Here is a 23,214-nt window from a genome sequence, read left to right on the forward strand (position 1 = left end):
TCCCCGTGCGGTAGGCGGAACCTCCGCGCACCGCCCTAGTGCGCGTGGACCCCTCGGTAGTACTCGAACACGAACCCGATGGCCGAGGCGACCAGCATAAAGACCCCGAGCACCACGAGCCACATCGCGAACACGACGCCCAGGGCCAGCACGGCGGCGCTGGCGCCGACCGGCAGCGGCCACCAGCTGTACGGGCTGAAGAAGCCGAGGTCGCCCGCACCGTCGGCGACGTCCGCGTCGAGGTCATCCTCTGGTCTCGGATCGATCCGCCGCGAGGTGAAGATGAGGTAGTAGCCGACGATGAACCCGAGGCCCCCGCTGAGCACCAAGGCGGCAGTTCCCGCGGGCTCACGCGACAGGATCCAGTACGCCGCGGCGGCGATGCCGAAGAACACCGCCACGAGCGCGAAGAGGTACCCCTCGACCTTCATCGCTCCGCCTCCCCCGCCGACGCGACGACGTCCGGCTCGGGCTGGACCTGGGCGAGCAGGTTGGCACCGCTGGCCGCCGCCGGCGCGAGCTCAGGGTGGTGGAGGTCGAAGGCCGGGGACTCCGAGCGGATGCGCGGCAGGCTGTGGAAGTTGTGCCGAGGCGGCGGGCACGAGGTGGCCCACTCGAGCGAGCGACCCCAGCCCCACGGGTCGTCCACCTCGACGTGCGGCGCGTACTTCCACGTCGTGTACACGTTCCACAGGAACGGCAGGGTGGAGGCGCCGAGGACGAACGAGCCGATCGTGGACACCGTGTTGAGCGTGGTCCAGTGGTCGCTGGCGAGGTAGTCGGCGTAGCGACGTGGCATCCCCATGACGCCGAGCCAGTGCTGGACGAAGAAGGTGGTGTGGAACCCGATGAAGAGCAGCCAGAAGTGGATCTTGCCGAGCCGCTCGTCCAGCATCTTCCCGGTGAACTTCGGCCACCAGTAGTAGAAGCCGCCGAACATCGCGAAGACGACGGTGCCGAACACGACGTAGTGGAAGTGGGCCACCACGAAGTAGCTGTCGCTGACCTCGAAGTCCAGCGGCGGGGAGCTGAGGATGATCCCGGTGAGTCCGCCGAAGAGGAAGGTCACCAGGAAGCCCAGCACCCACAGCAGCGGGGTGTCGAAGGACAGCGAGCCTCGCCACATCGTGCCGATCCAGTTGAAGAACTTCACACCCGTGGGCACCGCGATGAGCATCGTCATGAAGGCGAAGAACGGCAGCAGCACCGCCCCGGTGACGTACATGTGGTGGGCCCAGACGGCCACTGACAGCGCCGCGATCGCGATAGTCGCGAAGATCAGCCCCTTGTAGCCGAAGATCGGCTTGCGGGAGAAGACCGGGATGATCTCGCTCACGATGCCGAAGAACGGCAGCGCGATGATGTAGACCTCGGGATGGCCGAAGAACCAGAACAGGTGCTGCCACAGGATCGGGCCGCCGTTGGCCGCGGTGAAGACCTGTGCTCCGAACCTACGGTCGATCTCGAGCACCAGCAGGGCGGCGGCGAGGATCGGGAACGCCAGCAGCACCAGCAGCGAGGTCACCAGGATGTTCCAGGTGAAGATCGGCATCCGGAACATCGTCATGCCCGGCGCTCGCATGCAAAGGATCGTGGTGATGAAGTTGACGCCACCCAGGATCGTGCCCAGACCGGTGAGGGCGAAGCCCATGATCCACAGGTCCGACCCGGCGCCCGGACTGAACTGGTCGCTGCTGAGCGGTGTGTAGAGGAACCAGCCGAAGCTGGCGGCGCCGCCCGGGGTGATGAACCCGGAGCACACGATCAGCCCGCCGAACAGGAAGAGCCAGTAGCTGAGCATGTTCAGGCGCGGGAACGCCACGTCGGGCGACCCGATCTGCAGCGGGACGATGCAGTTGGCGAAACCCACGAACAGCGGCGTCGCGAAGAGCAGCAGCATGATCGAGCCGTGCATGGTGAACAGCTGGTTGTACTGCTCCTCGCTGAAGAACTGCAGCCCCGGCCGGGCGAGCTCCGCGCGCATCATCAGCGCGAGGATCCCGCCGAAGAGGAAGAAGACGAACGAGGTGATCAGGTAGAGGAACCCGATGGTCTTGTGGTCGGTCGTCGTGATCCAGCGCACGACGATGCGCCCGCGTGGCTCGCGCCGGACCGGCGTCGGCTCCGGCTCGGGGGCGAGGCGCCGAGGCTCTTCGAGCAGCGTCACTGGTCCTAGCCTCCGATCCGCGTGCGGCCCTGCTTGCCCGTCACGTTCGTCAGCACCTTGCCGTTGATCTGCCCGTTCTGGCCGAGGGACTTCAGCAGCGCGATGTGGGCATCGAAGTCTGCCTTGCTGACCACCTTGACCTGGAACAGCATCCGCGAGTGGTAGGTGCCACAGAGCTCGGCGCACTCACCACGATAGGTCCCGATCCGCGTGGGCGTGAGGTCATAGGTGTTGATCCGCCCGGGGATGATGTCGCGCTTCTCGATGAACTCCACGACCCAGAAGTCGTGGATGACGTCGGGCGACGTCAACTCGAACTGCACGGTCTGGTTCACCGGCAGCCACAGTGTCGGCAGCTGCGCCGGGGAACCGACGTCGAAGGTGTCGGAGTCCAGGTAGTTGAACGTCCAGCTCCACCGGTAGCCGACGACGTTGACCCGCAGGTCCGGATGGTCGGTGACCGCCGTGAGCTTCGCCTCGTCGCGAGCGGTGAAGAAGAAGAGCACGGCGATGACCACGAGCGGGACGGCGGTGTAGAGGATCTCGATCGGGACGTTGTAGCGGGTCTGGGCAGGGACGGCCTCGCCGCGCCGGCGGTAGGCGATGACCGCCCAGATGATGAGCCCGACCACGATCAGCCCGACCACGGTCGCCGCCAGCCACGCCCCCTGCCACAGGTGGACGATCCGATCGCCTTGGGTGGTGGCCGAGGTGGGCATGCCCAGCCGAGCGACCCGCTTGAGATCGCAGCCGCTCAGCGACACCGCCGCGAGGCAGAGCACGCCCAGCCTGGCGAGCCGTTTGGCGCGATGGGCAGGGGTCGTCACGGGGTGCTGCTCCGGGCTGGTCGGGACCCGAGGGTCGGCGGAACTCGGCGGGTTTCGCAGAGGTCACCGTAGCGCAGGACCCCTGCCCCGGCAGGGCAGGGGCACACCCTCGGTCGCGTCCGTGACTAAGTTGAATCCTCGTGCTCCCGGACCCCCCTCGGGGCTACCTCGACGCCGCGGCCACCGAACCGCTGCACCCCGCCGCGCGGGAGGCGCTGCGGGCCGCGAGCGAGCTGGCCTGGGCGGACCCCGGTCGCCGTTACTCGTCGGCCCGGCACGCTCGCCAGGTCCTCGAGACCTCGAGGGAGACCGTCGCCGGCGTGCTCGGTTGTCGCCCCGAGGAGGTGGTGTTCACCTCCTCCGGTACCACCGCCGTCCATGCGGCCGTCCTGGGCGCCGTCGAGGGCGGGCGGCGTACCGGTGATCGCGTGGTCGCCAGCGCCGTCGAGCACTCGGCGGTGCTGCACGCGGCCGAGCACCACGCTGCCCGCGGCGGCTCCGTGGCCATCGTCCCCGTGGACGCGACGGGGCGCGTCGACCCGACCGCATGGGCGGCCGAGGTCAGCGGCCCTGGCACCGTGCTCGCCTGCCTGCAGGCGGCCAACCACGAGGTGGGTACGCGGCAGCCGGTGGCGGAGGCGTGGGCCGCGTGCCGAGCGGCAGGAGTGGCCCTGCTCGTCGACGCCGCGCAGGTGGTGGGTCGAGCCGAACGGCTCCCCTCGACCTGGTCGCTGCTGGCCGCGAGCAGCGCGAAGTGGGGGGGTCCGCCCGGCGTCGGCGTCCTCGCCGTCCGCACGGGGACCCGGTGGCGCAGCCCACTGCCCACGGACGACCGGGAGGGCGGCCGGGCGCCGGGACGCCCCGCCGTGCCAGCGATCGCCGCGGCAGCAGCGGCGCTGGAGGCCGTGGCCGGCCCCCAGGCGCTCGAGGAGGCGCGCGCGGAGGACGCTCGCCTGTTCACCCTCGTCGCGATGGTCCGCGAGCGGGTGCCTGCGGACGTGCCCGACGTCCAGGTCGTCGGAGACGCCGAGGACCGGCTCCCGCACGTCGTGACATTCTCCTGCCTCTACGTCGACGGGGAGTCGCTGGTCGACGAGCTCGACCGCGCCGGCTTCGCCGTGTCCTCCGGATCGGCGTGCACGTCCGACACCCTGCGCCCCTCCCACGTGCTCGTCGCGATGGGAGCGGTGTCCCACGGCAACCTTCGTATCTCGCTGCCCCGCGGCGTCAGCGACGCCGACGTGCACCGCTTCCTCGACGTCCTGCCCGGCGTGGTCGAACGGGCCCGCGGACGGCTCGGAGCCCGACGGTGACGACCTACGCCCTCCTGCTGGACCAGCGGGGCCAGGGCTGCCCCATGCCCGTCATCACCCTCGCCGGGCGCATCGGGGACGTCGCCGTGGGCGAGGTGGTCGCCGTGCTCGCCGACGACCCGGCGAGCGCCAGCGACATCCCGGCCTGGTGCGCCCTCCGGGGCCACTCCTACCTGGGCGAGACGACCGTCGACGGGGCGCGCGCCCACCTCGTGCGCCGGGAGGCCTGAGACGTCGAGGTGTCAGGGGTGCCTGAACTCCGGGGGCTCGGGCAGCTCCAGGGCCGCCGCGAGCAGCTCCAGGTACTCGGCGCGCGCGACGTCGCGCGCGCCGAGGGAGACCAGGTGGGGCGTGGTCCACTGGCAGTCCAGCAGCCGCCCGGGCACGCCGTCGGACGTCAGCACCTCGACCAGCCGGACGAGGGCCACCTTCGAGGCGTCGGTGGCGCGGTGGAACATCGACTCCCCGGCGAACAGGCCGCCGACGCACACGCCGTACAGCCCCCCGACGAGCCGGCCGTCGAGCCAGGTCTCCACCGAGTGCGCGCGGCCCATCCGGTGCAGTCGCGTGTAGGCCGCGACGAAGTCCTCGCCGATCCAGGCGTCCGGACGCGCGGGATCGGCGCACGCGGCGATGACGGCCGTGAAGTCGCGGTCGAGCGTCACGGTGTAGCGACGAGCGGACTGGCGCAGGGACCGGGAGACCCGCAGCCGGTCCAGCGGGAGGATCCCGCGCGGGTCGGGGGACCACCACCCGAGCTGGCCGGTACGCCCGCTCAGCCGCATCGGGAACAGCCCCACCCGATAGGCCTTCAGCAGGGTGGCCGGCCGGAGGTCGAGGCCGACCCCCACGAGGTCGTCGTCGTTCATCCCCGCGCGGTCCCGCCGGCGGTCGCAGCGGTCAAGGGCGGGGGCACACGACGTGCGGCTCGATGTCGAGGACCGCCTCGTCGCCGTAGGTCTTGCCGATGCGCTCGAGGAAGCGCGCCCGCGCGAGCGCGTACTCCTGGGTCCCCACCGTCTCGATCACGTAGGTCGCCAGCAGGGAGCCGACCTGGGCGCAGCGCTGCGCCGGCAGGTCCCACGCCAGGCCGGCCAGGAAGCCGGCGCGGAAGGCGTCACCCACTCCGGTCGGGTCGACCTTGAGCTCCTCCTCGGGGCAGGTGACGACGACCGCCGGCTCGCCACGGCTCTCGACGCGCGCCCCGTCCTTGCCCAAGGTCGTGACCCGTACGCCGACGCGGTCGAGGACCTCCTCCGCCGACCAGCCGGTCTTCGCCTCGGTCAGCGCGGCCTCGTACTCGTTGGTGAACAGGTACGCCGCCCCGTCGATCAGCTCGCGGATCTCCGGGCCGTCCATCCGGGCCAGCTGCTGGCTGGGGTCGGCGGCGAAGGGGATGCCGCGCTGGCGGCACTCCTGGGTGTGCCGCAGCATCGCCTCGGGGTCGTTGGCCCCGATGACGACGAGGTCCAGCCCTCCAACGCGCTCGACGACCGGGCCCAGCTCGATGTCCCGCGCCTCGCTCATGGCTCCCGGGTAGAACGACGCGATCTGGTTGGCGTCGAGGTCCGTGGTGCAGACGAATCGGGCGGTGTGCCGGACGTCGCTCACGTGAACCGACTCGGTGTCCACGCCGTGGCGCTCCAGCCACGACCGGTAGTCGGCGAAGTCGGCGCCCACCGCGCCCACGAGGACGGGCCGAAGGCCCAGGCAGGCCATCCCGAAGGCGATGTTGGCGGCCACGCCGCCCCGACGGATGTCGAGGTCCTCGACCAGGAACGACAACGACACCTTGTCGAGCTTGTCCGCGACGAGGGAGTCGCTGAAGCGCCCCGGGAAGGTCATCAGGTGGTCGGTGGCGATCGAGCCGGTCACGGCGATGCGCACGCAGCACTCCTTTGGACGCGTTCGGCCGAACGAGGGTACCGGGAACCGCGGGCTCGATCCGTACCGTCCCATCGGCATGAGGTCCTCCGTCGTGTTGCCGGTCCTCGCCGCGGCCGCCGCCGCGGTGACCGTGGCCGGTGTCGTCGTCATCGGCAACCACGCCAGCCACCCGGGCGCCGGCGCCACCTCGCTGCGGCCCCTGCGCATCGGTACGTACACCGGCAACGTCCCCGCGGCAGCGGCGGCCGAGCCGTCCGGCACCCGCGCCGGCCGGTACGTGCTGCGCGCCTCCCTGCCCACCGAGCCGACCCGCGGGCAGGTGTGGGCCCTCGGCCGGGTGAGCGACGCCCGGGCCAAGGTGGTCGCGATCGGCCGCGTGTTCGGCGTCAGCGGCCCCGTGGTCCACGACGAGCAGGGGTGGAGCATCACGCAGGGCCGCGCGAAGGTGCGCGTCTACGACGCCGCGGGCTCGCCGTGGGCCTACGTCTCGGACGTTCGGCTGGGCTCCTGCGGCCCGCTCCCGGTCGACGGCTACGCCGCGGACACCTCCGTCGCCTGCGCGGTCTCCTCCGCCCCCGGCGGACCGAGCGTGAGCGAGGCCCAGGCGCGTCGCGTGGCCGGCCCGCTGCTGGCCCTGCTCGGCCTGTCGGGAGCGACGTACACCGGCGACCCGTCGATGCGCTGGGTGAGCGCGGACCCGAGCGTGGGGGGCCTGGCCACGACCGGCTTCCCCACCGAGGTCGTGGTCGGTCCCGGCGGATCGGTCAGTGCGGGAGGGTGGCTGGCGCCGGTCGAGCACGCCCTGCGGGCCGTCGGGACCTATCCCCTGCGCAGCGCGCGGCAGGCCTTCGACGGACTCGCGCTGCTGCCGGTGCCCGAGATCGCCTGCCTGGCGGGCGAGCGCTGCCCGGCGAACGTCCCGGTGGTCGTGACGGGTGCGAGGTACGCGCTCATGGCGGCGTGGGAGGACGGGACGGACCCTCTGCTGGTGCCGGCGTGGAGCTTCCAGGTCGCGGGTGGGGGCGCGGGACCGATCCAGGGCGCGCTCTCCCCTGCGTACGTCGCCGCGCCGCACCCGCCCACCGGCGGCGGGGCCACGAGCCCCGGGTCGACCGGCGGCGGTTCCGCCGGCAGCGGTGCCGGCTCGGCCGGCCCGGGCTCCTCGATGCCGGTGAGAAGCGGCTCCACACCGCCGTACCGGATCACCCCGAGCCCGCCCGTCGCGATCCCAGGCCCTCCGACCTCGCCACAGGTCGTGGGGCACCCGAGCTGACGAGGCCCGTTGACCCCACCCGGTCGCGCTGCGACCATCCGCTGGTCGAAGGGAGAAGGATGCAGCGTCTGCGCATCGGGACGAGTGATGTCGAGATCTCGGCGATCGGTCTCGGCGGCGCATGGCTCGGCCACGACGCCGACGACGCATCGCAGGTCACGCGGGCCAACGCGGTGCTGCACGCCGCAGACGAGTCCGGCGTCAACTGGGTGGACACTTCGGAGAACTACTTCGACACCAAGAACGAGGCGGTCATCGGCGCCGCGCTGCAAGCGATGCCTGGACCCTTCCTCGTCTGCTCGAAGGCCGCTCCGGGCGCGGTCCACAGCGGCGGCGGAAGCGGCTTTCGACCCGAGCAGATCCGTCGGGCCTGCGAGAACAGCCTGCGGCGCCTCGGCAGGGACCACCTCGACATCTACCTGCTGCACTGGCCGGACCGGACCGGCGTGCCCCTGGAGGACACCTGGGGGGCGATGGCCTCGCTGGTCGACGACGGCCGGGTCCGCACCATCGGCCTGTCGAACTACGCGCAGGAGGACGTCGCCCGCTGCCACGGGGAACGCCCGGTCGACCTGATCCAGACCGGTCTCAGCGTGATCGACTACGTGGACAGCCGAGACATGATCGCCTGGTGCGGGCGCCAGGGCATCGCCGTCACCATCTACGAACCGCTCGCGGGCGGGCTGCTGACCGACACGTCGTTCGAGCAGGTACGCCAACGCTGGATCGGCACCCCCTGGGAGGACCTGACCGTCTACCCGGAGCTGATGTGTCTGGAGAACGCCGAGGTGGTGCGTCAGATCGTCGGCGGCCTTCGGCGCATCGCCGACCGGGTCGATGCGAGCGTCGCCCAGGTCGCCCTCGCCTGGGTCCTGCACCAGCCAGGCGTCACGTCGGCCATCGCGGGGTCGAGCAGCCCCGAGCGGGCGCGATCGAACGCAGGCGCCGCGGACCTGAACCTGCCCGACGATGCGTGGGCGATGATCGAGGACCAGCTGGTTCCCCTTGCGAGTCAGCTCGCCGGGCGCACCTGAGATCGGCCGACCTCGAAAGGGAAATCGCCGCAGGCGTTTGAGGTCGACTCAGTGGAAGGAGTCGCCGCAGGCGCAGGAGCCGGTGGCGTTGGGGTTGTCGATGGTGAACCCCTGCTTCTCGATCGTGTCGACGAAGTCGATCGTGGCGCCGTTGAGGTACGGGACGCTCATCCGGTCGACGACGACGTTGACGCCGCCGAAGTCCTTGACGACGTCGCCGTCGAGCGCGCGCTCGTCGAAGAACAGCTGGTAGCGCAGGCCCGAGCAGCCGCCGGGCTGCACCGCGATCCGCAGGGCCAGGTCGTCACGGCCCTCCTGCTCGAGCAGCGAGCGCACCTTCGAGGCGGCCGCGTCGGTGACGATGACGCCGCTGGTCGCGGTCTCGTCCTGGATCGTCATCGAGAACTCCTTGAGCGTGTCGACTGGTACCGAGCGGGCAACACCCGCGCGTGGCGGAACATTCCCATGGTCGCACACGGGGGCGACGCCGACCTGCCGTCGCACACGGGGCGACCCCGACCCGGGCGGCTAGGCCCGCGGTGACCACTCGCGGGCGACGCGGACCGCGAGGGTCTCGAGCAGCTCGGCAGGGCGGTCGAGCGCCTGGGTGCGGCCGAAGGTCTCGACCAGGGTGTAGACGGAATCGATCCCCGCGGCGGCGTACTCACGGCGCCCCACCACGCTGTCCCCCGCGACGACGACGCACGGCCGGCCGGCCCGCTGGGCGGCCCAGGCCACCCCGCGGGGCACCTTCCCCAGCAGCGAGGTGGCGTCCAGGCGACCCTCGCCGGTCACCAGCAGGTCGGCGTTCTCGGCCCGGCCCGGCAGGTCCACCGCGTCGACCACGGTCTGGACCCCGCTGACCCGTCGCCCGCCCAGGAGCAGGAGCCCGTACGCCGTCCCGCCGCCCGCGCCCGAGCCCGGGGCCTCCGGGTCGCCTCGGGTCTCGGCGACCCATGCCGTCAACCGGCGCTCGAGCTCCTCGACCTGTGCCGGGTCGGCACCCTTCTGCGGCCCGAACGTCGCCGCGGCCCCGTGGTGGCCGAGCAGCGGGCTGTCGACGTCGGTCGCGACCACGAGCTCGACGTCCGCCGGCCACGCCCCGGTCCCACCGAGGGCGGCCACGAGCCCACGGCCGCCGTCGGTGCACGCGCTGCCGCCGACCCCGACCACGACCGTGGCGGCCCCCGCGTCGAGCGCGACGCGCAGCAGGTCGGCGACGCCGGCCGAGGTCGCGTCGAGCGGAGCACGTACGCCCTCGGGCAGCGCCTGCAGGCCGCACGCCTGGGCGGACTCCACGTAGGCCGTGGTGGCACGCGAGCCCTGCACCACGAGGACGGCGGCGGGTGTCGGGTCGCCCAGGGGTCCGCCGGCGGTCACCGCGAGCAGCTCGCCGCCGAGGGCGGCGTGCAGCACGTCGACGAAGCCGGGCCCGCCGTCCGAGAGCGGCAGCTCGACGGCGTCGACCCAGGGCGCCCCGAGGGCCCAGCCGCGCGCGAGGGCGGCGGCGACCTCGCGGGCGGAGAGCGTTCCCGCCCACTTGTCCGGGGCGAGCAGCACGCGCGTCACCGGCGGATCCTAGGCCGGGCTGCCTCGGCCGAGGTGTGACAGCATCGAGGAGTGAGCACGGCGACGCCCCTCCAGCTGCTGCTGCTCGGCCACGGCGCCGACCCCGACAGCGAGCGCGGGGTGGACTGTCCGGGCGCCCTCCCGCCAGCGTCGGACCCCGATCTGGTCGAGCGGGCCCGGGCCGCCAAGGCACGCCTCGGCGAGCGGGTCTTCGTCCTCGGCCACCACTACCAGCGCGACGAGGTGATCGCCCTCGCCGACGTGACGGGCGACTCCTTCAAGCTGGCCCGCGAGGCCGCGGCGCGCCCGCAGGCGCCGTACATCGTCTTCTGCGGCGTGCACTTCATGGCCGAGTCGGCCGACATCCTGACGAGCGACCAGCAGCAGGTCGTGCTCCCCGACCTGGCCGCGGGCTGCTCGATGGCGGACATGGCCGCGATCGGCCAGGTCGAGGACGCCTGGGACACCCTCGCCGACGCCGGGCTGGAGAAGAGCACGGTCCCGGTGACGTACATGAACTCCACCGCCGCCATCAAGGCCTTCACCGGGCGGCACGGCGGCACTGTCTGCACCTCCTCGAACGCCCGGCGGGCCCTCGACTGGGCCTTCGAGCACGGCGACCGGGTGCTCTTCCTGCCGGACCAGCACCTGGGGCGCAACACGGCGGTGCTCGAGCTCGGGATGTCCCTCGGCGACTGCGTGGTCTACGACCCGCACCGCCCCGGCGGCGGGCTGACGGCCGGGCAGCTGCGCGACGCGAGGATGGTCCTGTGGAAGGGCCACTGCTCGGTGCATGGCCGCTTCCCCGCCGACGCCGTCGACGAGGTCCGGGAGCGCATCCCCGGGATCCGGGTGATCGTGCACCCGGAGTGCACGTACGACGTCGTGACGAAGGCGGACCTGGTCGGGTCCACCGAGGCCATCATCGCCGCGATCGAGAACGCGCCTGCGGGCTCGGCCTGGGCGGTAGGGACCGAGCTCAACCTCGTCCAGCGGCTGGCCCTGCAGCACCCGGAGCAGACGGTGGTGTTCCTGGACCGCACCGTGTGCTTCTGCTCGACGATGAACCGCATCGACCTGCCGCACCTCGTCTGGGCGCTGGAGAACCTCGGCGAGGGCCGGGTCGTCAACCGGATCAGCGTGGATCCCGACGTGGCCCACTGGGCGAGGGTGGCCCTGGACCGGATGCTCGCCCTGCCGGGGGTCGCGGCGGTGCCGGCCCAGCCCGTCGACTGATCTACCCTCGTCCCCGTGTTCAGACGTCGGGCCTCGGAGGCTCCCGCACCGGAGTCCACCCCCTCCCTGGCGGGCAAGGGCCGGCCCACGCCGACCCGCAAGTCCGCCGAGGCGGCCCGAGCCGCCCGCGTGAAGCCGCCCAAGAACTCCCGGGAGGCTCGCAAGCTCGACCGGCAACGGGCCAGCGCGCAGCGGCTGGAGGCCCGCCGGGCGGCGGCCGAGGGCGACCCGCGCTACCTGCCGGCCCGCGACCGCGGCCCCGTGCGCAAGTGGGTGCGCGACTTCGTCGACGCGCGCTGGACGGTCAACGAGTGGCTGCTGCCCGGCACCGGCGCCGCCTGGCTGTTCGGCATCCTGTACCACCCGCTGTTCACGCTGTTCTACGTGCTGCTCGCGTCCGCACTCATGGACAGCCTGCTCATCGCACGCGGCATCCGGCACGGGGTCCGCGAGCGCTTCCCCGACGAGCCGCTCAAGGGCCTGCGCATGTACGGCGTCCTGCGCTCCACCCAGTTCCGGCGGCTGCGCATCCCCAAGCCCACGGTGCCTCGGCAGAGCATCCTCGTCGGGCGTCGAAAGACCAAGGAGCCGCCGCGCCCCTAGGCCGGCAACGGGTCGAAGGGCCCTGGCTGGCGGCCTCGACGGGTGCTCACATGGGCATCGACGTCGAGGCGGGCAGCGTGGGTGATGAGCGGCAGGCGACCCATCGGAGCGGTGGACAGCATCTGGCTGGCCATGGACCGGCCGGCCAACCTCATGGTCATCGACTCCGTCATGTGGTTCGACGAGCCGGTGGACTGGGAGCGGCTGACGGCGGTCGTCCGGCGTCGCCTGGTTGACCGCTACCCGGTGTTCCGCCAGCGCCCGGTCGAGGCCTCGACCCCGCTGGGAATGCCGCACTGGGAGGACGACCCCGACTTCTCGCTGGACCGGCACCTGCGCCGAGTCGCGCTGCGGGGACCCGGGGACGACGGGTGCCTGCAGGATTACGTGGAGCAGCAGATGAGTCAGCCTCTCGACCGCCGGCACCCCCTGTGGGAGCTGCACTTCGTCGACGGGTACCTCGGCGGCTCGGTCGTCATCAGCAGGTTCCATCACTCCCTCGCCGACGGGATCGCGCTGACCCATGTGCTGCTCTCACTCACCGACGCCGACCCGACCGCGGACCTCGAGGAGCTCGAGGCGCCGCGAGGGACGGCGGCTCCGGCCGGGCGGGGCTGGTTGTCTGGTCCCGCCGCCTGGGTGAGCGACACCGCGGCCGCGGGGTTGCGCGAGGCGCGGCAGCTGATCTCGGCACTGCCGGACGCAGCGAACCCGCTGCTGGCACTCGACGTCCTCAAGCTGGGCCTGCAGACGGGGCAGATCGCCGACAAGCTGTTCCTGGGGACCAACCCCGACACCCCGTTGAGCGGGACCCCCGGTGTGCCGAAGCGCGCCGTGTGGTCGCGGCCGAGGTTCATCTCCGACGTCAAGCGCATCAGCCACCTGGCGGGCGCCACCGTCAACGACGTCCTCGTCGCCGCGGTCTCGGGAGCCCTCACCGCCTACCTCGTCGACCACGGGGGCGACCCGGTGGACCTCACGACCATGGTCCCGGTCAACCTCCGGCCCCTGGACCGGCCGCTGCCACCCTTCCTGGGCAACAAGTTCGCTCTCGTGATGTTGCCCCTGCCCACCGGGGTTCGGGCACCTCTCCAGCGGCTCTCCGAGACCAAGCGCCGGATGGACTCGATCAAGAGCTCGCCGGAGGCGGTACTGACCTTCGGGATCGTCAACGCCATCGGGCGGACCACACCCGAGCTCGCCCGCGTCGCCATCGACTTCTTCGCCGGGAAGACGATCGGGGTGACGACGAACGTGCCAGGCCCTCTGGTCGGGCGTTACGTCGCAGGCAGCCGCATCGCCGGCGTCCTCGGCTGGGTGCCGGGATCCGGTCGCCAGACCGTCGGGATCTGCATCTTCAGCTACGACCGGACGGTGCGTGTCGGTTTCAAGGTCGACGCGGGTGTGGTGCCCGACCCCGAGAAGCTCGTGCACGCCTTCGACGAGGAGATGGATGTCCTGCTGCGGATGGCCCAGGCCGCCTGAGGCGACCGCACCCGAAAGGAGCGTCATGCCCACCGACACGGCCAGCCGGACCATCACCGTCGACGCCTGGCACCTCCTCGAGGGAGGGCTGCAGACCGGCCAGGACGGGCGGTACACCCTGCGACGCAGGGGGGCCGCTTCGACCGAGGTCTCCTTCGAGCTCACGGTGAGCCACAATCTGCCCCTCCCCGGCTTCGTCCGTCGACGCGTCATCGGAGGGCTCGTGTCCAGCACGGTCACCGGGCTCAAGGCCTACCTGGAGGATGCCGCATGACCGAGTCCCGCTCCCACGAGGCGACCCCGAGCCGGACCGATCACGACGTCGTCGTCGTCGGCTCCGGTTTCGGTGGCAGCGTCGCCGCTCTGCGTCTGGCCGAGAAGGACTACGACGTGCTCGTCCTCGAAGCGGGACGCCGATTCGAGGACGACGACTTCCCCCGCACGTCGTGGCGACTCAGCCGGTACTTCTGGGTCCCGCGACTGCGGTGGTACGGCCTCCAGCGCATCCATTGGCTCAACGACGTCTTGATCCTCGCCGGCGCAGGGGTGGGCGGCGGGTCCCTGGGCTACGCGAACACGCTGTACGTGCCCCCCAGGTCGTTCTTCACCGACCGGCAGTGGAGCGACGTCACCGACTGGTCCGCCGAGCTGGCCCCCTACTACGAGCAGGCGACCCGCATGCTCGGAGTCGTCCAGGAGAACCCCTGCGAGGGACCCGTCGAGGAGCTGATGCGCGAGACCGCGGACGCGATGGGTGTCGGTCACACCTTCCGCAAGACCCCCGTCGGCGTGTTCTTCGGCAGGGACGACGGCAGTGAGCCCGGACGTACCGTGCCCGACCCGTTCTTCGGGGGTATCGGACCCCCGCGCACCGGCTGCACCGAGTGCGGTAACTGCATGGTCGGCTGCCGGGTGGGCGCGAAGAACACCGTGGTCAAGAACTACCTGGCGCTCGCGGAGCGGCTCGGGGTGCGGGTTCAGCCGCTGCGGACCGTGGTCGACGTGCGCCCGGTCGACCCGGCGGATCCAGGCGCGGGTTGGCGGGTCACCAGCGAGCGGACCGGGGCGTGGCTGCGCAAGGACACGCAGAGCGTCACGGCCACCCACGTCGTGCTGGCCGCGGGCACCTGGGGTACGCAGACCCTGCTGCACCGGATGAAGCGCACGGGTGTGCTCCCCCTCCTGTCCGATCGTCTGGGCGAGCTGACCCGCACCAACTCCGAGGCGCTGGTGGGCGCGATGAGCCGGTCGGTGCCCCCCGGCGTCGACCTGACGCACGGCGTGGCCATCACCTCGTCCTTCCATCCCGACGCCGACACCCACGTCGAGAACGTCCGCTACGGCAAGGGATCCAACGCGATGGGCAACCTGCTCACGCTCATGGCCGATGGACGACCCGGCGGGTTGAAGGGAGGGCGGGTCCAGGGAGTCCTCAAGCAGCTCGCCGCTCGCCCCGGCTTGATCCGGTTCCTCCTGCCGGCGCCGGCTCGCCGGTTCTCCGAGCGCACGATCATCGGCCTGGTCATGCAGCCGGTGGACAACTCGATCACCGTGCAGCCGATGCGACGCCGACTGCTGCCCGGCTGGCGGCTGTCCTCGCGGCCGGGGACCGGGGCGCCCAACCCGAACTGGATCCCCGCCGGCCACGCCGCGATGCGCAACCTTGCGAGGCGGCTGGAGGCGCGGACAGGGGTGCCTGCCATCGCCGGGGGCTCGCTGACCGACCTGTTCGACATCCCGATGACGGCCCACTTCCTGGGCGGGTGCGTGATCGGGTCCTCACCTCGGCGCGGCGTCGTCGACCCCTACGACCGGGTCTGGCGCTACCCCGGGCTGCACATCGCCGATGGGTCGACCATCTCGGCCAACCTCGGCGTCAACCCGGCCTTGACGATCACCGCCCAGGCCGAGCGCGCCTTCGCGCTGTGGCCCAACCACGGCGACGCCGATCCGCGTCCCGGTCAGGACGAGCCCTACCGGCAGGTGGCCCCGGTGCCGCCGAGACGGCCCGCCGTCCCCGCGGGCGCGCACGGGGCCTGGCGGCTCGCTTCCCGAGCTGCGCAGCGGTAGAAACGCCGCCAGGACACCTGCCCCACCTCGAGGAACTGGGAGGCCGGCCGTGGAGCAACGCGACGTCACGCTGCACGGCCACCGCATGACCTACCGCGTGGCGGGGGACCGCGACCTGCCCGTCCTCGTCCTGATCCACGGCATGACGAGCAGCAGCGCCACCTGGGAACCGGTCATGAGGGCGCTGGCCCCGTACGCCCACGTCATCGCCCCGGACCTGCTCGGCCACGGCGACTCGGACAAGCCCCGGACCGACTACTCGGTGGCCGCGTTCGCAAGCAGCGTGCGCGACCTGCTCGATCACCTGGGGCATGAACGCGTCACCGTGGTCGGCCACTCCCTCGGCGGTGGCGTCGGCATGCAGTTCGCCTACCAGTACGTCGAGCGCTGCGAGCGACTGGTCCTCGTGGGCAGCGGCGGGCTGGGCTCGGAGGTGAGCTGGCTGCTCCGATCGGCGACGCTCCCCGGCGCCGGCCTTGCCCTGGACCTCATCGCCAACAAGCACGTGAGGAATGCCGGCGTGTTGGCCGCCCGAGTGCTCCGCCCTCTCCCGCTGGGGCTGCGGCCGTCGGTGATCGAGGTGGCTCGCGGCTACGCCTCTCTTGCGGATCGCCGGACCAGGGACGCCTTCGTCCAGACGGTGCGCCACGCCGTCGGACCCGGTGGGCAGCGGATCAGCGCGAGCGAGCGGCTCTACCTGGGTGAGGGCCGGCCCACCCTGATCGTCTGGGGGGCCCTGGACAGCGTGATACCGGTGGCCCACGCCTTCGCCGCCCACGCGGCCATACCGGGCAGCATGCTCGAGGTCTTCGAACAGGCCCGGCACTTCCCGCACAGGGACGAGCCGGCGCGCTTCGCGCGCGTGCTGCGCCAGTTCCTCGACTCCACCGAGCCGGCCCGGATCGACGCGGCCCAGCGGCAGCGGCTCATGGCGCGGCGAGGCCGACACTAGGGTCGAGGATCGTGGAGTACCGACGCCTCGGCCACTCGGGCCTGACGATCAGCGAGATCGCATACGGCAACTGGATCACCCATGGGTCCCAGGTCGAGGAGGAGGCGGCGATCGCCTGCGTGCGGGCCGCGCTCGACGTCGGCATCACCACCTTCGACACGGCTGACGTGTACGCCGCGACGCGCGCCGAGACCGTTCTGGGCAAGGCGCTGGCGGGCGAGCGGCGCCAGGGGCTGGAGATCCTCACCAAGGTCTACTGGCCGACCGGCCCCGGTCCGAACGACCGCGGTTTGTCGCGCAAGCACATCCTCGAGTCCATCGACGGCTCCCTGCGCCGGCTGCGGACCGACTACGTCGACCTGTACCAGGCGCATCGCTACGACCACACGACGCCGCTCGAGGAGACGATGCTCGCCTTCGCGGACGTGGTCCGCGCCGGCAAGGCGCTCTACATCGGTGTGTCGGAGTGGCGCGCGGAGGAGATCCGGGCCGCCGTCCCGCTGGCCCGCGAGCTGCGCGTCCCGTTGGTGAGCAACCAGCCGCAGTACTCGATGCTGTGGCGGGTGATCGAGACCGAGGTCGTCCCCGCCTCGAAGGAGGCGGGACTCAGCCAGGTGGTGTGGTCGCCCATCGCGCAAGGCGTCCTGACCGGCAAGTACCGCCCGGGCGAGGCCCCGCCCCCGGGGTCGCGCGCCACCGACGAGAAGGGCGGCGGCGCCGACATCCGCGAGTGGCTCGACGACGAGCTGCTCACCCGGGTCCAGGCGCTGCGCCCGGTCGCCCAGGAGGCCGCGCTGACCATGGCCCAGCTGGCGGTCGCCTGGGTGCTGCAGAACGACAACGTCGCCTGCGCCATCATCGGCGCCTCTCGGCCGGAGCAGGTCATCGAGAACTCGGGAGCCTCCGGCGTGCGGCTGCCCGCGGAAGCGATGGCACGCATCGACGAGATCCTCGGCGACTCGGTCGTGCGGGACCCGGATCTGACGCGCAGCCCGTCCCGGCTGCCCTGACCGTCAGTCCAGGTACGCCGGGGCGCCGTACCGGAGGCCGTCGACGAGGAGCTTGATCAGCCGCATCGACTGCTCCTGCCAGCCGTCGGAGTCGCTGACCATGCAGATCCCGCCGAGCGCGCGCAGCAGGTCGGCGCCCTGGACGTCCGGGCGGATCCGCCCGGAGGACACCGCTGCGTCGAGCAGCGAGTCGGCAGCCCCGTGGATGCGCTGCCGGACCTGCGCGAACATCTCGTCGTGGCTCTCCACCGCAGCCTTGAGGGTGGCGGCCAGGCCGCGCTTCGTGGCGACGTACTCGACGTAGCGCTCCATCCACAGCTCCAGCGCGACGTCGGCCTTGTCGGGGTACTCCGCGAGCAGGGCGGGCGCGGCGTCGCACAGCAGGCTGACGCCGCGCTCGTAGGTCGCGATGACCAGCGCCTCGCGGGTCGGGAAGTGGCGGTAGAGGGTGCCGATGCCGACCCCGGCGCGGCGGGCGATGTCCTCCAGGGAGGTGTCGACCCCGTTCTCGGCGAAGGCCTGGGCGGCCGCCTCGAGGAGCAGGTCACGGTTGCGGCGGGCGTCAGCGCGCAGGGCGGTCTGCCCCATGCCCGACCTCCTTCGCCGACGCGGCAACGCTTGCTAAACGGAGGTAGCCTCCGTATAGTTCCGGAGGAAACCTCCGCTTCGCCTCTCATCATCGCTCAGGAGCGCCTCGAATGCCAGTCACCCCCGCCACGGCCCCCACCAGGCCACGCTCCCTGCTCGCCCTGTCCGTCATCCTGCTCGCCCAGCTGATGGTCGTCCTCGACGTCACCGTCGTGAACATCGCGCTTCCGGACCTGCAGAGCTCGCTCGGCTTCAGCCGTACCGACCTGTCCTGGGTCCTCAACGCCTACACCCTCACCTTCGGCGGCCTGCTGCTGCTCGGCGCCCGCGCCGGGGACCTGTACGGCCGACGGCGGGTCTTCGTCGCCGGCGTGGTCGTGTTCACGGCGGCCTCCATGGTCGCCGGCCTCGCCGCCTCGCCGGCGGTGCTCCTCGCCGCCCGCGCCGTCCAAGGCGTCGGCGCCGCCTTCGCCGCGCCCTCCGCGCTGGCCCTGCTCATGATCAGCTTTCCCGAGGGACGCGAGCGCGCGCGGGCCCTGGGCCTGTACACCGGGGTCTCGATCGGCGGCAGCGCCGTCGGCCTCATCCTCGGCGGCACGCTGACCGAGTTCCTCAGCTGGCGCTGGGTCTTCTTCATCAACGTGCCGGTCGGCGTCGTGCTCGTGGCCCTCGCCGGTCGGGCGCTGCCGCACACCGAGCGGGCCCGCGGCGGGATCGACGTACCCGGCGCCGTCAGCTCGACGATCGGCATGGCGGCACTGGTCTACGGATTCGTCCGCGCCGCCTCCGACGGCTGGCGTGACCCGGGGACGCTGATCGCGTTCGCGGTGGGCCTGGCCCTCATCGCGACCTTCGTCGCCGTCGAGCGCACCGCGACGAACCCGATCACCCCGCTGCGGCTGTTCGCCAGCCCGGACCGGGTGGCAGCCTACGTCTCGCGGATGCTGCTCTGGGGCGGGGTGATGGGCGTGTTCTTCTTCCTCACCCAGTTCCTGCAGGACGTCCTGCACTACTCGGCGGTGCGGACCGGCCTGGCGTTCCTGCCGCTGACGATCGCGCTGTTCATCAGCAGCCAGGTGAGCGCGCGGCGGCTGATGGGCCGGGTGAACCCGCGACTGGTCATGGTCGGCGGCATGGCCCTGTCCGCGACCGGCCTGCTCCTGCTGGGCCGCCTCGGTATCACCAGCGGCTACCCGGAGGTCATCGGGTCTCTGCTCGCCCTGGGCATCGGGAACGGCCTGGCGTTCGTGCCGCTGACCGCGGCGGCGCTCGCCGGGGTGGCGCCCGAGGACTCCGGTGCCGGGTCCGGGCTGGTCAACGCCGCCCAGCAGGTCGGCGGGTCGCTCGGCCTCGCGGTGCTGGTCACCGTGTTCGGGTCCGCCGTACGGGCTCACGCCGCCCAGGCCGGCCCGGTGCACGCCTTTGTGTACGGCGCCGACCGGGCCTTCGTCCTCGCCGGCGTCCTCGTCGCGCTCGCGGCGTTGCTCGCCTCGCGCATCGGCGCCCGCCCCCTGCGCCCGGCCGAGGAGCGTCTCCCCGAGCTCGAGGCCGCCGCGATCGCCGAGGCCGCCTGACCGAGGCCCCCTGTCCGAGGCCCCCTGTCGTCGAATGAACGCGGCGTTCCTCCACTAGGTCCGTAGGAACGCCGCGTTCATTCGGGATAGAAGGGGTTCATTAGGGATAGAAGGGGTGCATTAGGGATACAAGGGTCAGGCGGGGTGCAGGCTCATCGGGCCGTAGACCAGGCGCCCGTCCTCGAAGAGGCTGACCTGGTCCACCCCGCGGGCAGCCAGGTCGCGCCAGACCTCACCGACCCACGACTCGGCGTCGGCCTGGGTCGGGAACGACGGCGACGAGGCCACCTCACCCAGCTCCGGCAGGACTTCGGGCGGCAACGTCTCGCCGTCTCGGTTCTCATACCGCCAGGTCCAGCTCATGACCCGAGCCTAGGGCCGACTCTTGTTGCAAGTTGTTTGCAAGAGGGCTTGTCGCGAACGATTCGCAACTGCAGACTGAGCCCGACGCATCACGCGGCGCACGCTGCACGGTCGGCGAGGAGGAGCCATGCACATTCCGGACGGCTACCTGAGCCCCCAGACCTGCCTGGTCGGCTTCGCGATCGCCGTCCCGACATGGGTCGTCGCCTCACGACGGGTGACCCGGGTCGTGAAGACCCGCAGCGTCCCCATGTTGGCCGTGCTCTCGGCGATGAGCTTCCTCGTGATGATGTTCAACGTGCCGATCCCGGACGGCACGACGGCCCATGCCGTCGGAGGCACGATCATCGCGATCTGCCTGGGTCCCCCGGCGGCGGTGATCGCGGTATCGGTGGCACTCCTCTTCCAGGCGCTGCTCTTCGGCGACGGCGGCGTACTGAGCTACGGGGTGAATGTCACGAACATGGCCATCATCCTGCCGATCGTCGGGTTCGCGGTGTACCGGCTCGTGGCCGGACGGTCCCCCCTGACCAGCGGTCGGCGCGTCCTGGCGGCGGCTGTCGGCGGCTATGTCGGAATCAACGCCGCCGCGCTGGCCGCGGGATTCGAGCTCGGCATCCAGCCGGACCTGTTCCACTCCGCCAACGGCACGCCGCTGTACTCCCCCTACCACCTGAGCCAGACCATCCCGGCCATGCTGCTCGCCCACCTCACGGCGGCCGGAGCAGCGGAGGCGATCCTCACCGCGGGTGTGCTGGCCTACCTGCAGCGGGCCGACGTCAGCCGGCTGGTGCCCAACCACCCGGGCATCCCGGTGCATGCAGGGGACCAGCCGGTCCGGCCCACCCGGATCACACCCGGACAGGTGGCGCTGGGGTTCATCGCGGTGATGGTGGTACTGACTCCGATCGGGCTGCTCGCGCCAGGAGGCGCGTTCGGCGAGGACGCTCCCGCCGACCTCAACCTCCACAAGCTCGGCCTGAGCGCGATCCCCACCGGGCTCGCGCGATACAACGGCTTCTGGAGCCACACGCTGCTGGGCGGGTACGGGTTCCACGACGGCGACCACCCCAACATCGGCTACGTCGTGTCCGCGATCGTCGGCATCGCGGTGATCGCCCTCGCGATCTTCGTGATCGGCAAGATCATCGACTTCGCACTCGTCCGGGGCACCGGCGCACCACCCGCGCCGACCGTCACCGAACCGCGCAGCGACAATGGTGTGCATGCCTGAGGCCGCTCGGACCGCGCTCGACCGTGGGGTCGGCGTGGCTCCGGACTGGCTGCTGCAACGTGAGGTGGCGCTCTGCCCCTGCGGCTGCATCGGCAGGAGGCGCAAGGGATCCTTCGTCGAGAAGACCCTGACCGGCAGTGCAGAGCTGCTCCGCCAGGTGATGTTCAGCGAGGACTCGGCGGCCCAGCAGGGCCTGCTGCAGCGCATCGACCCGCGGGCCAAGCTCGTAGCTCTGCTGGCCGTTCTGGTGGCCGCCTCCACCGTGCACAGCATCGTGGTGCTGGCGGGGGTCTACCTGCTGACGCTGCTTCTGGCGTTCGCCTCCGAGATCCCGTTGCGGTTCTTCGTGAAACGGGTGTGGCTCTTCGTCCCGGTGTTCACCCTGGTGGTAGTCGCGCCGGCCACACTCTCGATCGTCACGCCGGGAGAGGTCGTGGTCCCGTTGTGGACCTGGCACGGTCAGACGGTCGGGCTGACGAAGCAGGGCCTGACCACAGCGGCCCTCCTGGTCTGCCGGGTCGCCGTCTCGATCTCGCTCGTGGTCCTGCTCACCCTCACCACGACCTGGGTACGCCTGCTCGCGGCTCTGCGCAGCCTCGGCGTACCTCGCATGTTCGTGCTCGTGATCGGCATGGCGTACCGGTACATCTTCCTGCTGCTCGGATCGGTCACGGAGATGTACGAGTCACGACGGGCACGCAGCGTGGGTGCCCAGAAGCACGACCGTGCCGCCCGAGAGTTCCTGGGGACGAGCGCCGGTGCGCTGTTCGGCAAGGCGCACCAGCTCTCCGAAGAGGTCTACCAAGCCATGGTGGCCCGGGGCTATCGCGGCGATGCCCGGACCGTCCAGGCACTGCGCCTTCGACGGGTCGACGCCGTCTTCGCGGTGGTGACGCTTCTCGTGTGCGCAGCCATCGTCATCGCGGGACGATCAACCGGAATCGGGCGCTGACGAAGGTGGCTCCGGCCCCGCCGGCAGACGTACCGGATGACGCTGTCCTCTTCTGCCGCGACCTCGTCTACTCCTACCTCGACCGCTTCCCCGCCCTTCGCGGGGTCTCCCTGGACGTCCGGCGCGGCGAGCGCGTCGCTCTTCTCGGCCCGAACGGCTGCGGCAAGTCAACCTTGCTGAAGATTCTCGACGGCCTGGTTCATCCCGCCGAGGGCTCCTACCACGCATTCGGTGAGCTGGTGACCGAGGAGGCGCTCGAGGACGAGCAGTTCGCGATGGGGTTTCGCTCCCGGATCGGCTTCGTGTTCCAGAACTCAGACGCCCAGGTCTTCTCGCCAACCGTGCGGGAGGAGGTCGCGTTCGGATGCCTCCAGCTGGGCTTGGACCGCGAGGAGACCCTCGCCAGGGTCGACGACGTCCTGGCGATGCTGGGCATCTCGGACCTGATCGACAGGGCCCCGTTCCAACTGTCGGGGGGGCAGAAGAAGCGAGTCGCCATCGCGTCGGTGCTGGTGATGAACCCGGAAGTGCTGCTCTTCGACGAGCCCACCGCGGCGTTGGACCCACGCACCCAGCAGTGGCTGGCTGAGCTGATCCTCGAGCTGAACAAGGCTGGGAGGACCATCGTGCTCGCCACCCATGACCTCGAGGTCCTCGAACAGGTCGCCGACCGGTGCGTGGTCTTCGGCGAGGATCACACCGTCATGGCGACCGGCTCGCCCGGAGAGATCCTGGCCGACCGTGCGCTGCTCCTGGCGACCAACCTGGTGCACGAGCACACCCACCGCCACGGCGGCCCCAGCGGCGAGACGGTGCACAGCCATGTGCACTCGGCTGGCGGCCATCATCATGACGGAGCCAACCAACAACCCCGACCCGCAGGGCTTTGACAGGCCGCGTGGCGCATGAGAGCGTCACGCGCACAACTCCACACACGCACTCGCGCAGGGGAAGCCGGTCGAACTCCGGCGCTGACCCGCAACCGTGGGCCACGCATCGCGTGGCGAGCCGGGATACCTGCCGGGCGCGAGATGCTCACCAACCCGTCGTGGTCTGCGGGACGGAGCCCGGGTCACC

The 23,214-nt window shown here is 71.4% G+C and carries 24 protein-coding genes and 1 riboswitch; of the genes, 15 read left to right on the top strand and 9 right to left on the bottom strand.

Annotated features, from left to right (window positions below; genetic code table 11):
- Window positions 1-35 precede the first annotated feature (35 nt).
- Genes VMI11_12275 through coxB form a run of 3 tightly spaced genes read right to left on the bottom strand, consistent with a single transcriptional unit; the run spans window position 36 to window position 2,994 of the window.
- Complete coding sequence (locus VMI11_12275; protein ID HTY73183.1) at window positions 36-431, bottom strand: cytochrome c oxidase subunit 4; 396 nt, start codon at window positions 429-431, stop codon at window positions 36-38.
- Window positions 428-2,167: a cytochrome c oxidase subunit I gene (gene ctaD, locus VMI11_12280; protein ID HTY73184.1), complete on the bottom strand. Its 1,740-nt coding sequence runs from the start codon at window positions 2,165-2,167 to the stop codon at window positions 428-430. Before ctaD ends, VMI11_12275 begins: the two co-directional genes overlap by 4 nt.
- A gap of 5 nt (window positions 2,168-2,172) precedes the next feature.
- Complete coding sequence (gene coxB, locus VMI11_12285; protein ID HTY73185.1) at window positions 2,173-2,994, bottom strand: cytochrome c oxidase subunit II; 822 nt, start codon at window positions 2,992-2,994, stop codon at window positions 2,173-2,175.
- A 140-nt stretch (window positions 2,995-3,134) separates the two neighbouring features.
- Here coxB and VMI11_12290 point away from each other — a divergent pair, with 140 nt between their 5' ends.
- Window positions 3,135-4,307 (top strand): aminotransferase class V-fold PLP-dependent enzyme, encoded by a 1,173-nt coding sequence (locus tag VMI11_12290; protein ID HTY73186.1) that lies wholly within the window; start codon window positions 3,135-3,137, stop codon window positions 4,305-4,307.
- On the top strand, window positions 4,304-4,537 hold the full coding sequence (locus VMI11_12295; GenBank protein HTY73187.1) for a sulfurtransferase TusA family protein: 234 nt from the start codon (window positions 4,304-4,306) through the stop codon (window positions 4,535-4,537). Before VMI11_12290 ends, VMI11_12295 begins: the two co-directional genes overlap by 4 nt.
- 12 nt (window positions 4,538-4,549) lie before the next feature.
- Here VMI11_12295 and aat read toward each other — a convergent pair whose 3' ends face one another.
- Together aat and VMI11_12305 are read right to left on the bottom strand one after the other, a co-directional pair.
- Entirely contained in the window at window positions 4,550-5,176 is a 627-nt protein-coding gene (aat, locus tag VMI11_12300) for a leucyl/phenylalanyl-tRNA--protein transferase (protein HTY73188.1), read from the bottom strand.
- A 31-nt stretch (window positions 5,177-5,207) separates the two neighbouring features.
- Window positions 5,208-6,194 (bottom strand): carbohydrate kinase family protein, encoded by a 987-nt coding sequence (locus tag VMI11_12305; protein ID HTY73189.1) that lies wholly within the window; start codon window positions 6,192-6,194, stop codon window positions 5,208-5,210.
- A 76-nt stretch (window positions 6,195-6,270) separates the two neighbouring features.
- Between VMI11_12305 and VMI11_12310 the strand changes: the two genes are divergently transcribed.
- Both VMI11_12310 and VMI11_12315 read left to right on the top strand, forming a co-directional pair.
- Complete coding sequence (locus VMI11_12310; protein ID HTY73190.1) at window positions 6,271-7,467, top strand: hypothetical protein; 1,197 nt, start codon at window positions 6,271-6,273, stop codon at window positions 7,465-7,467.
- A gap of 59 nt (window positions 7,468-7,526) precedes the next feature.
- Window positions 7,527-8,501 (top strand): aldo/keto reductase, encoded by a 975-nt coding sequence (locus VMI11_12315; GenBank protein HTY73191.1) that lies wholly within the window; start codon window positions 7,527-7,529, stop codon window positions 8,499-8,501.
- A 48-nt stretch (window positions 8,502-8,549) separates the two neighbouring features.
- Here VMI11_12315 and erpA read toward each other — a convergent pair whose 3' ends face one another.
- Together erpA and VMI11_12325 are read right to left on the bottom strand one after the other, a co-directional pair.
- The gene (erpA, locus tag VMI11_12320) at window positions 8,550-8,900 is read right to left on the bottom strand and encodes an iron-sulfur cluster insertion protein ErpA (protein HTY73192.1); all 351 of its coding nucleotides are present in this window, start codon (window positions 8,898-8,900) and stop codon (window positions 8,550-8,552) included.
- Window positions 8,901-9,029: 129 nt separating this feature from the next.
- Window positions 9,030-10,070 (bottom strand): glycerate kinase, encoded by a 1,041-nt coding sequence (locus tag VMI11_12325; GenBank protein HTY73193.1) that lies wholly within the window; start codon window positions 10,068-10,070, stop codon window positions 9,030-9,032.
- 51 nt (window positions 10,071-10,121) lie between these two features.
- Here VMI11_12325 and nadA point away from each other — a divergent pair, with 51 nt between their 5' ends.
- From nadA to VMI11_12360, 7 genes are all read left to right on the top strand, one after another.
- Window positions 10,122-11,306 carry a quinolinate synthase NadA gene (gene nadA / locus VMI11_12330; protein ID HTY73194.1) on the top strand — a complete coding sequence of 395 codons (1,185 nt, stop codon included), beginning with the start codon at window positions 10,122-10,124 and terminating at the stop codon, window positions 11,304-11,306.
- A 15-nt stretch (window positions 11,307-11,321) separates the two neighbouring features.
- Window positions 11,322-11,909: a DUF3043 domain-containing protein gene (locus tag VMI11_12335; GenBank protein HTY73195.1), complete on the top strand. Its 588-nt coding sequence runs from the start codon at window positions 11,322-11,324 to the stop codon at window positions 11,907-11,909.
- A gap of 84 nt (window positions 11,910-11,993) precedes the next feature.
- Window positions 11,994-13,394 (top strand): wax ester/triacylglycerol synthase family O-acyltransferase, encoded by a 1,401-nt coding sequence (locus VMI11_12340; protein HTY73196.1) that lies wholly within the window; start codon window positions 11,994-11,996, stop codon window positions 13,392-13,394.
- A 25-nt stretch (window positions 13,395-13,419) separates the two neighbouring features.
- Window positions 13,420-13,668, top strand: coding sequence for a hypothetical protein (locus VMI11_12345; protein ID HTY73197.1), 249 nt, complete (start codon window positions 13,420-13,422; stop codon window positions 13,666-13,668).
- Window positions 13,665-15,464, top strand: a complete 1,800-nt coding sequence (locus VMI11_12350; protein ID HTY73198.1) for a GMC family oxidoreductase — start codon at window positions 13,665-13,667, stop codon at window positions 15,462-15,464. Before VMI11_12345 ends, VMI11_12350 begins: the two co-directional genes overlap by 4 nt.
- A 49-nt stretch (window positions 15,465-15,513) precedes the next feature.
- A complete protein-coding gene (locus VMI11_12355; GenBank protein ID HTY73199.1) occupies window positions 15,514-16,416 on the top strand; it encodes an alpha/beta hydrolase in 903 nt (300 codons plus the stop codon).
- An 11-nt stretch (window positions 16,417-16,427) separates the two neighbouring features.
- Window positions 16,428-17,426, top strand: a complete 999-nt coding sequence (locus VMI11_12360) for an aldo/keto reductase family protein (GenBank protein HTY73200.1) — start codon at window positions 16,428-16,430, stop codon at window positions 17,424-17,426.
- Window positions 17,427-17,429: 3 nt separating this feature from the next.
- Here the strand turns inward: VMI11_12360 and VMI11_12365 are convergent, their stop codons facing one another.
- Window positions 17,430-18,014 (bottom strand): helix-turn-helix domain-containing protein, encoded by a 585-nt coding sequence (locus tag VMI11_12365; protein ID HTY73201.1) that lies wholly within the window; start codon window positions 18,012-18,014, stop codon window positions 17,430-17,432.
- 110 nt (window positions 18,015-18,124) lie between these two features.
- Here VMI11_12365 and VMI11_12370 point away from each other — a divergent pair, with 110 nt between their 5' ends.
- Complete coding sequence (locus VMI11_12370) at window positions 18,125-19,588, top strand: MFS transporter (GenBank protein HTY73202.1); 1,464 nt, start codon at window positions 18,125-18,127, stop codon at window positions 19,586-19,588.
- Between the two features lie 135 nt (window positions 19,589-19,723).
- Here the strand turns inward: VMI11_12370 and VMI11_12375 are convergent, their stop codons facing one another.
- Window positions 19,724-19,951, bottom strand: a complete 228-nt coding sequence (locus VMI11_12375; GenBank protein ID HTY73203.1) for a hypothetical protein — start codon at window positions 19,949-19,951, stop codon at window positions 19,724-19,726.
- A gap of 127 nt (window positions 19,952-20,078) precedes the next feature.
- Between VMI11_12375 and cbiM the strand changes: the two genes are divergently transcribed.
- From cbiM to VMI11_12390, 3 genes are read left to right on the top strand one after another with little or no spacing between them, the layout of a single operon-like run.
- A complete protein-coding gene (gene cbiM / locus VMI11_12380) occupies window positions 20,079-21,185 on the top strand; it encodes a cobalt transporter CbiM (GenBank protein ID HTY73204.1) in 1,107 nt (368 codons plus the stop codon).
- Window positions 21,178-22,137, top strand: a complete 960-nt coding sequence (gene cbiQ / locus VMI11_12385) for a cobalt ECF transporter T component CbiQ (GenBank protein HTY73205.1) — start codon at window positions 21,178-21,180, stop codon at window positions 22,135-22,137. Before cbiM ends, cbiQ begins: the two co-directional genes overlap by 8 nt.
- Before the next feature lie 5 nt (window positions 22,138-22,142).
- Entirely contained in the window at window positions 22,143-23,027 is an 885-nt protein-coding gene (locus tag VMI11_12390) for an ABC transporter ATP-binding protein (GenBank protein HTY73206.1), read from the top strand.
- 58 nt (window positions 23,028-23,085) lie between these two features.
- A riboswitch (cobalamin riboswitch) is annotated at window positions 23,086-23,155 on the top strand.
- Window positions 23,156-23,214: the final 59 nt, after the last annotated feature.

The sequence above is a fragment of the Actinomycetes bacterium genome, from assembly GCA_035506535.1.
Taxonomy (GTDB): Bacteria; Actinomycetota; Actinomycetes; order DATJPE01; family DATJPE01; genus DATJPE01.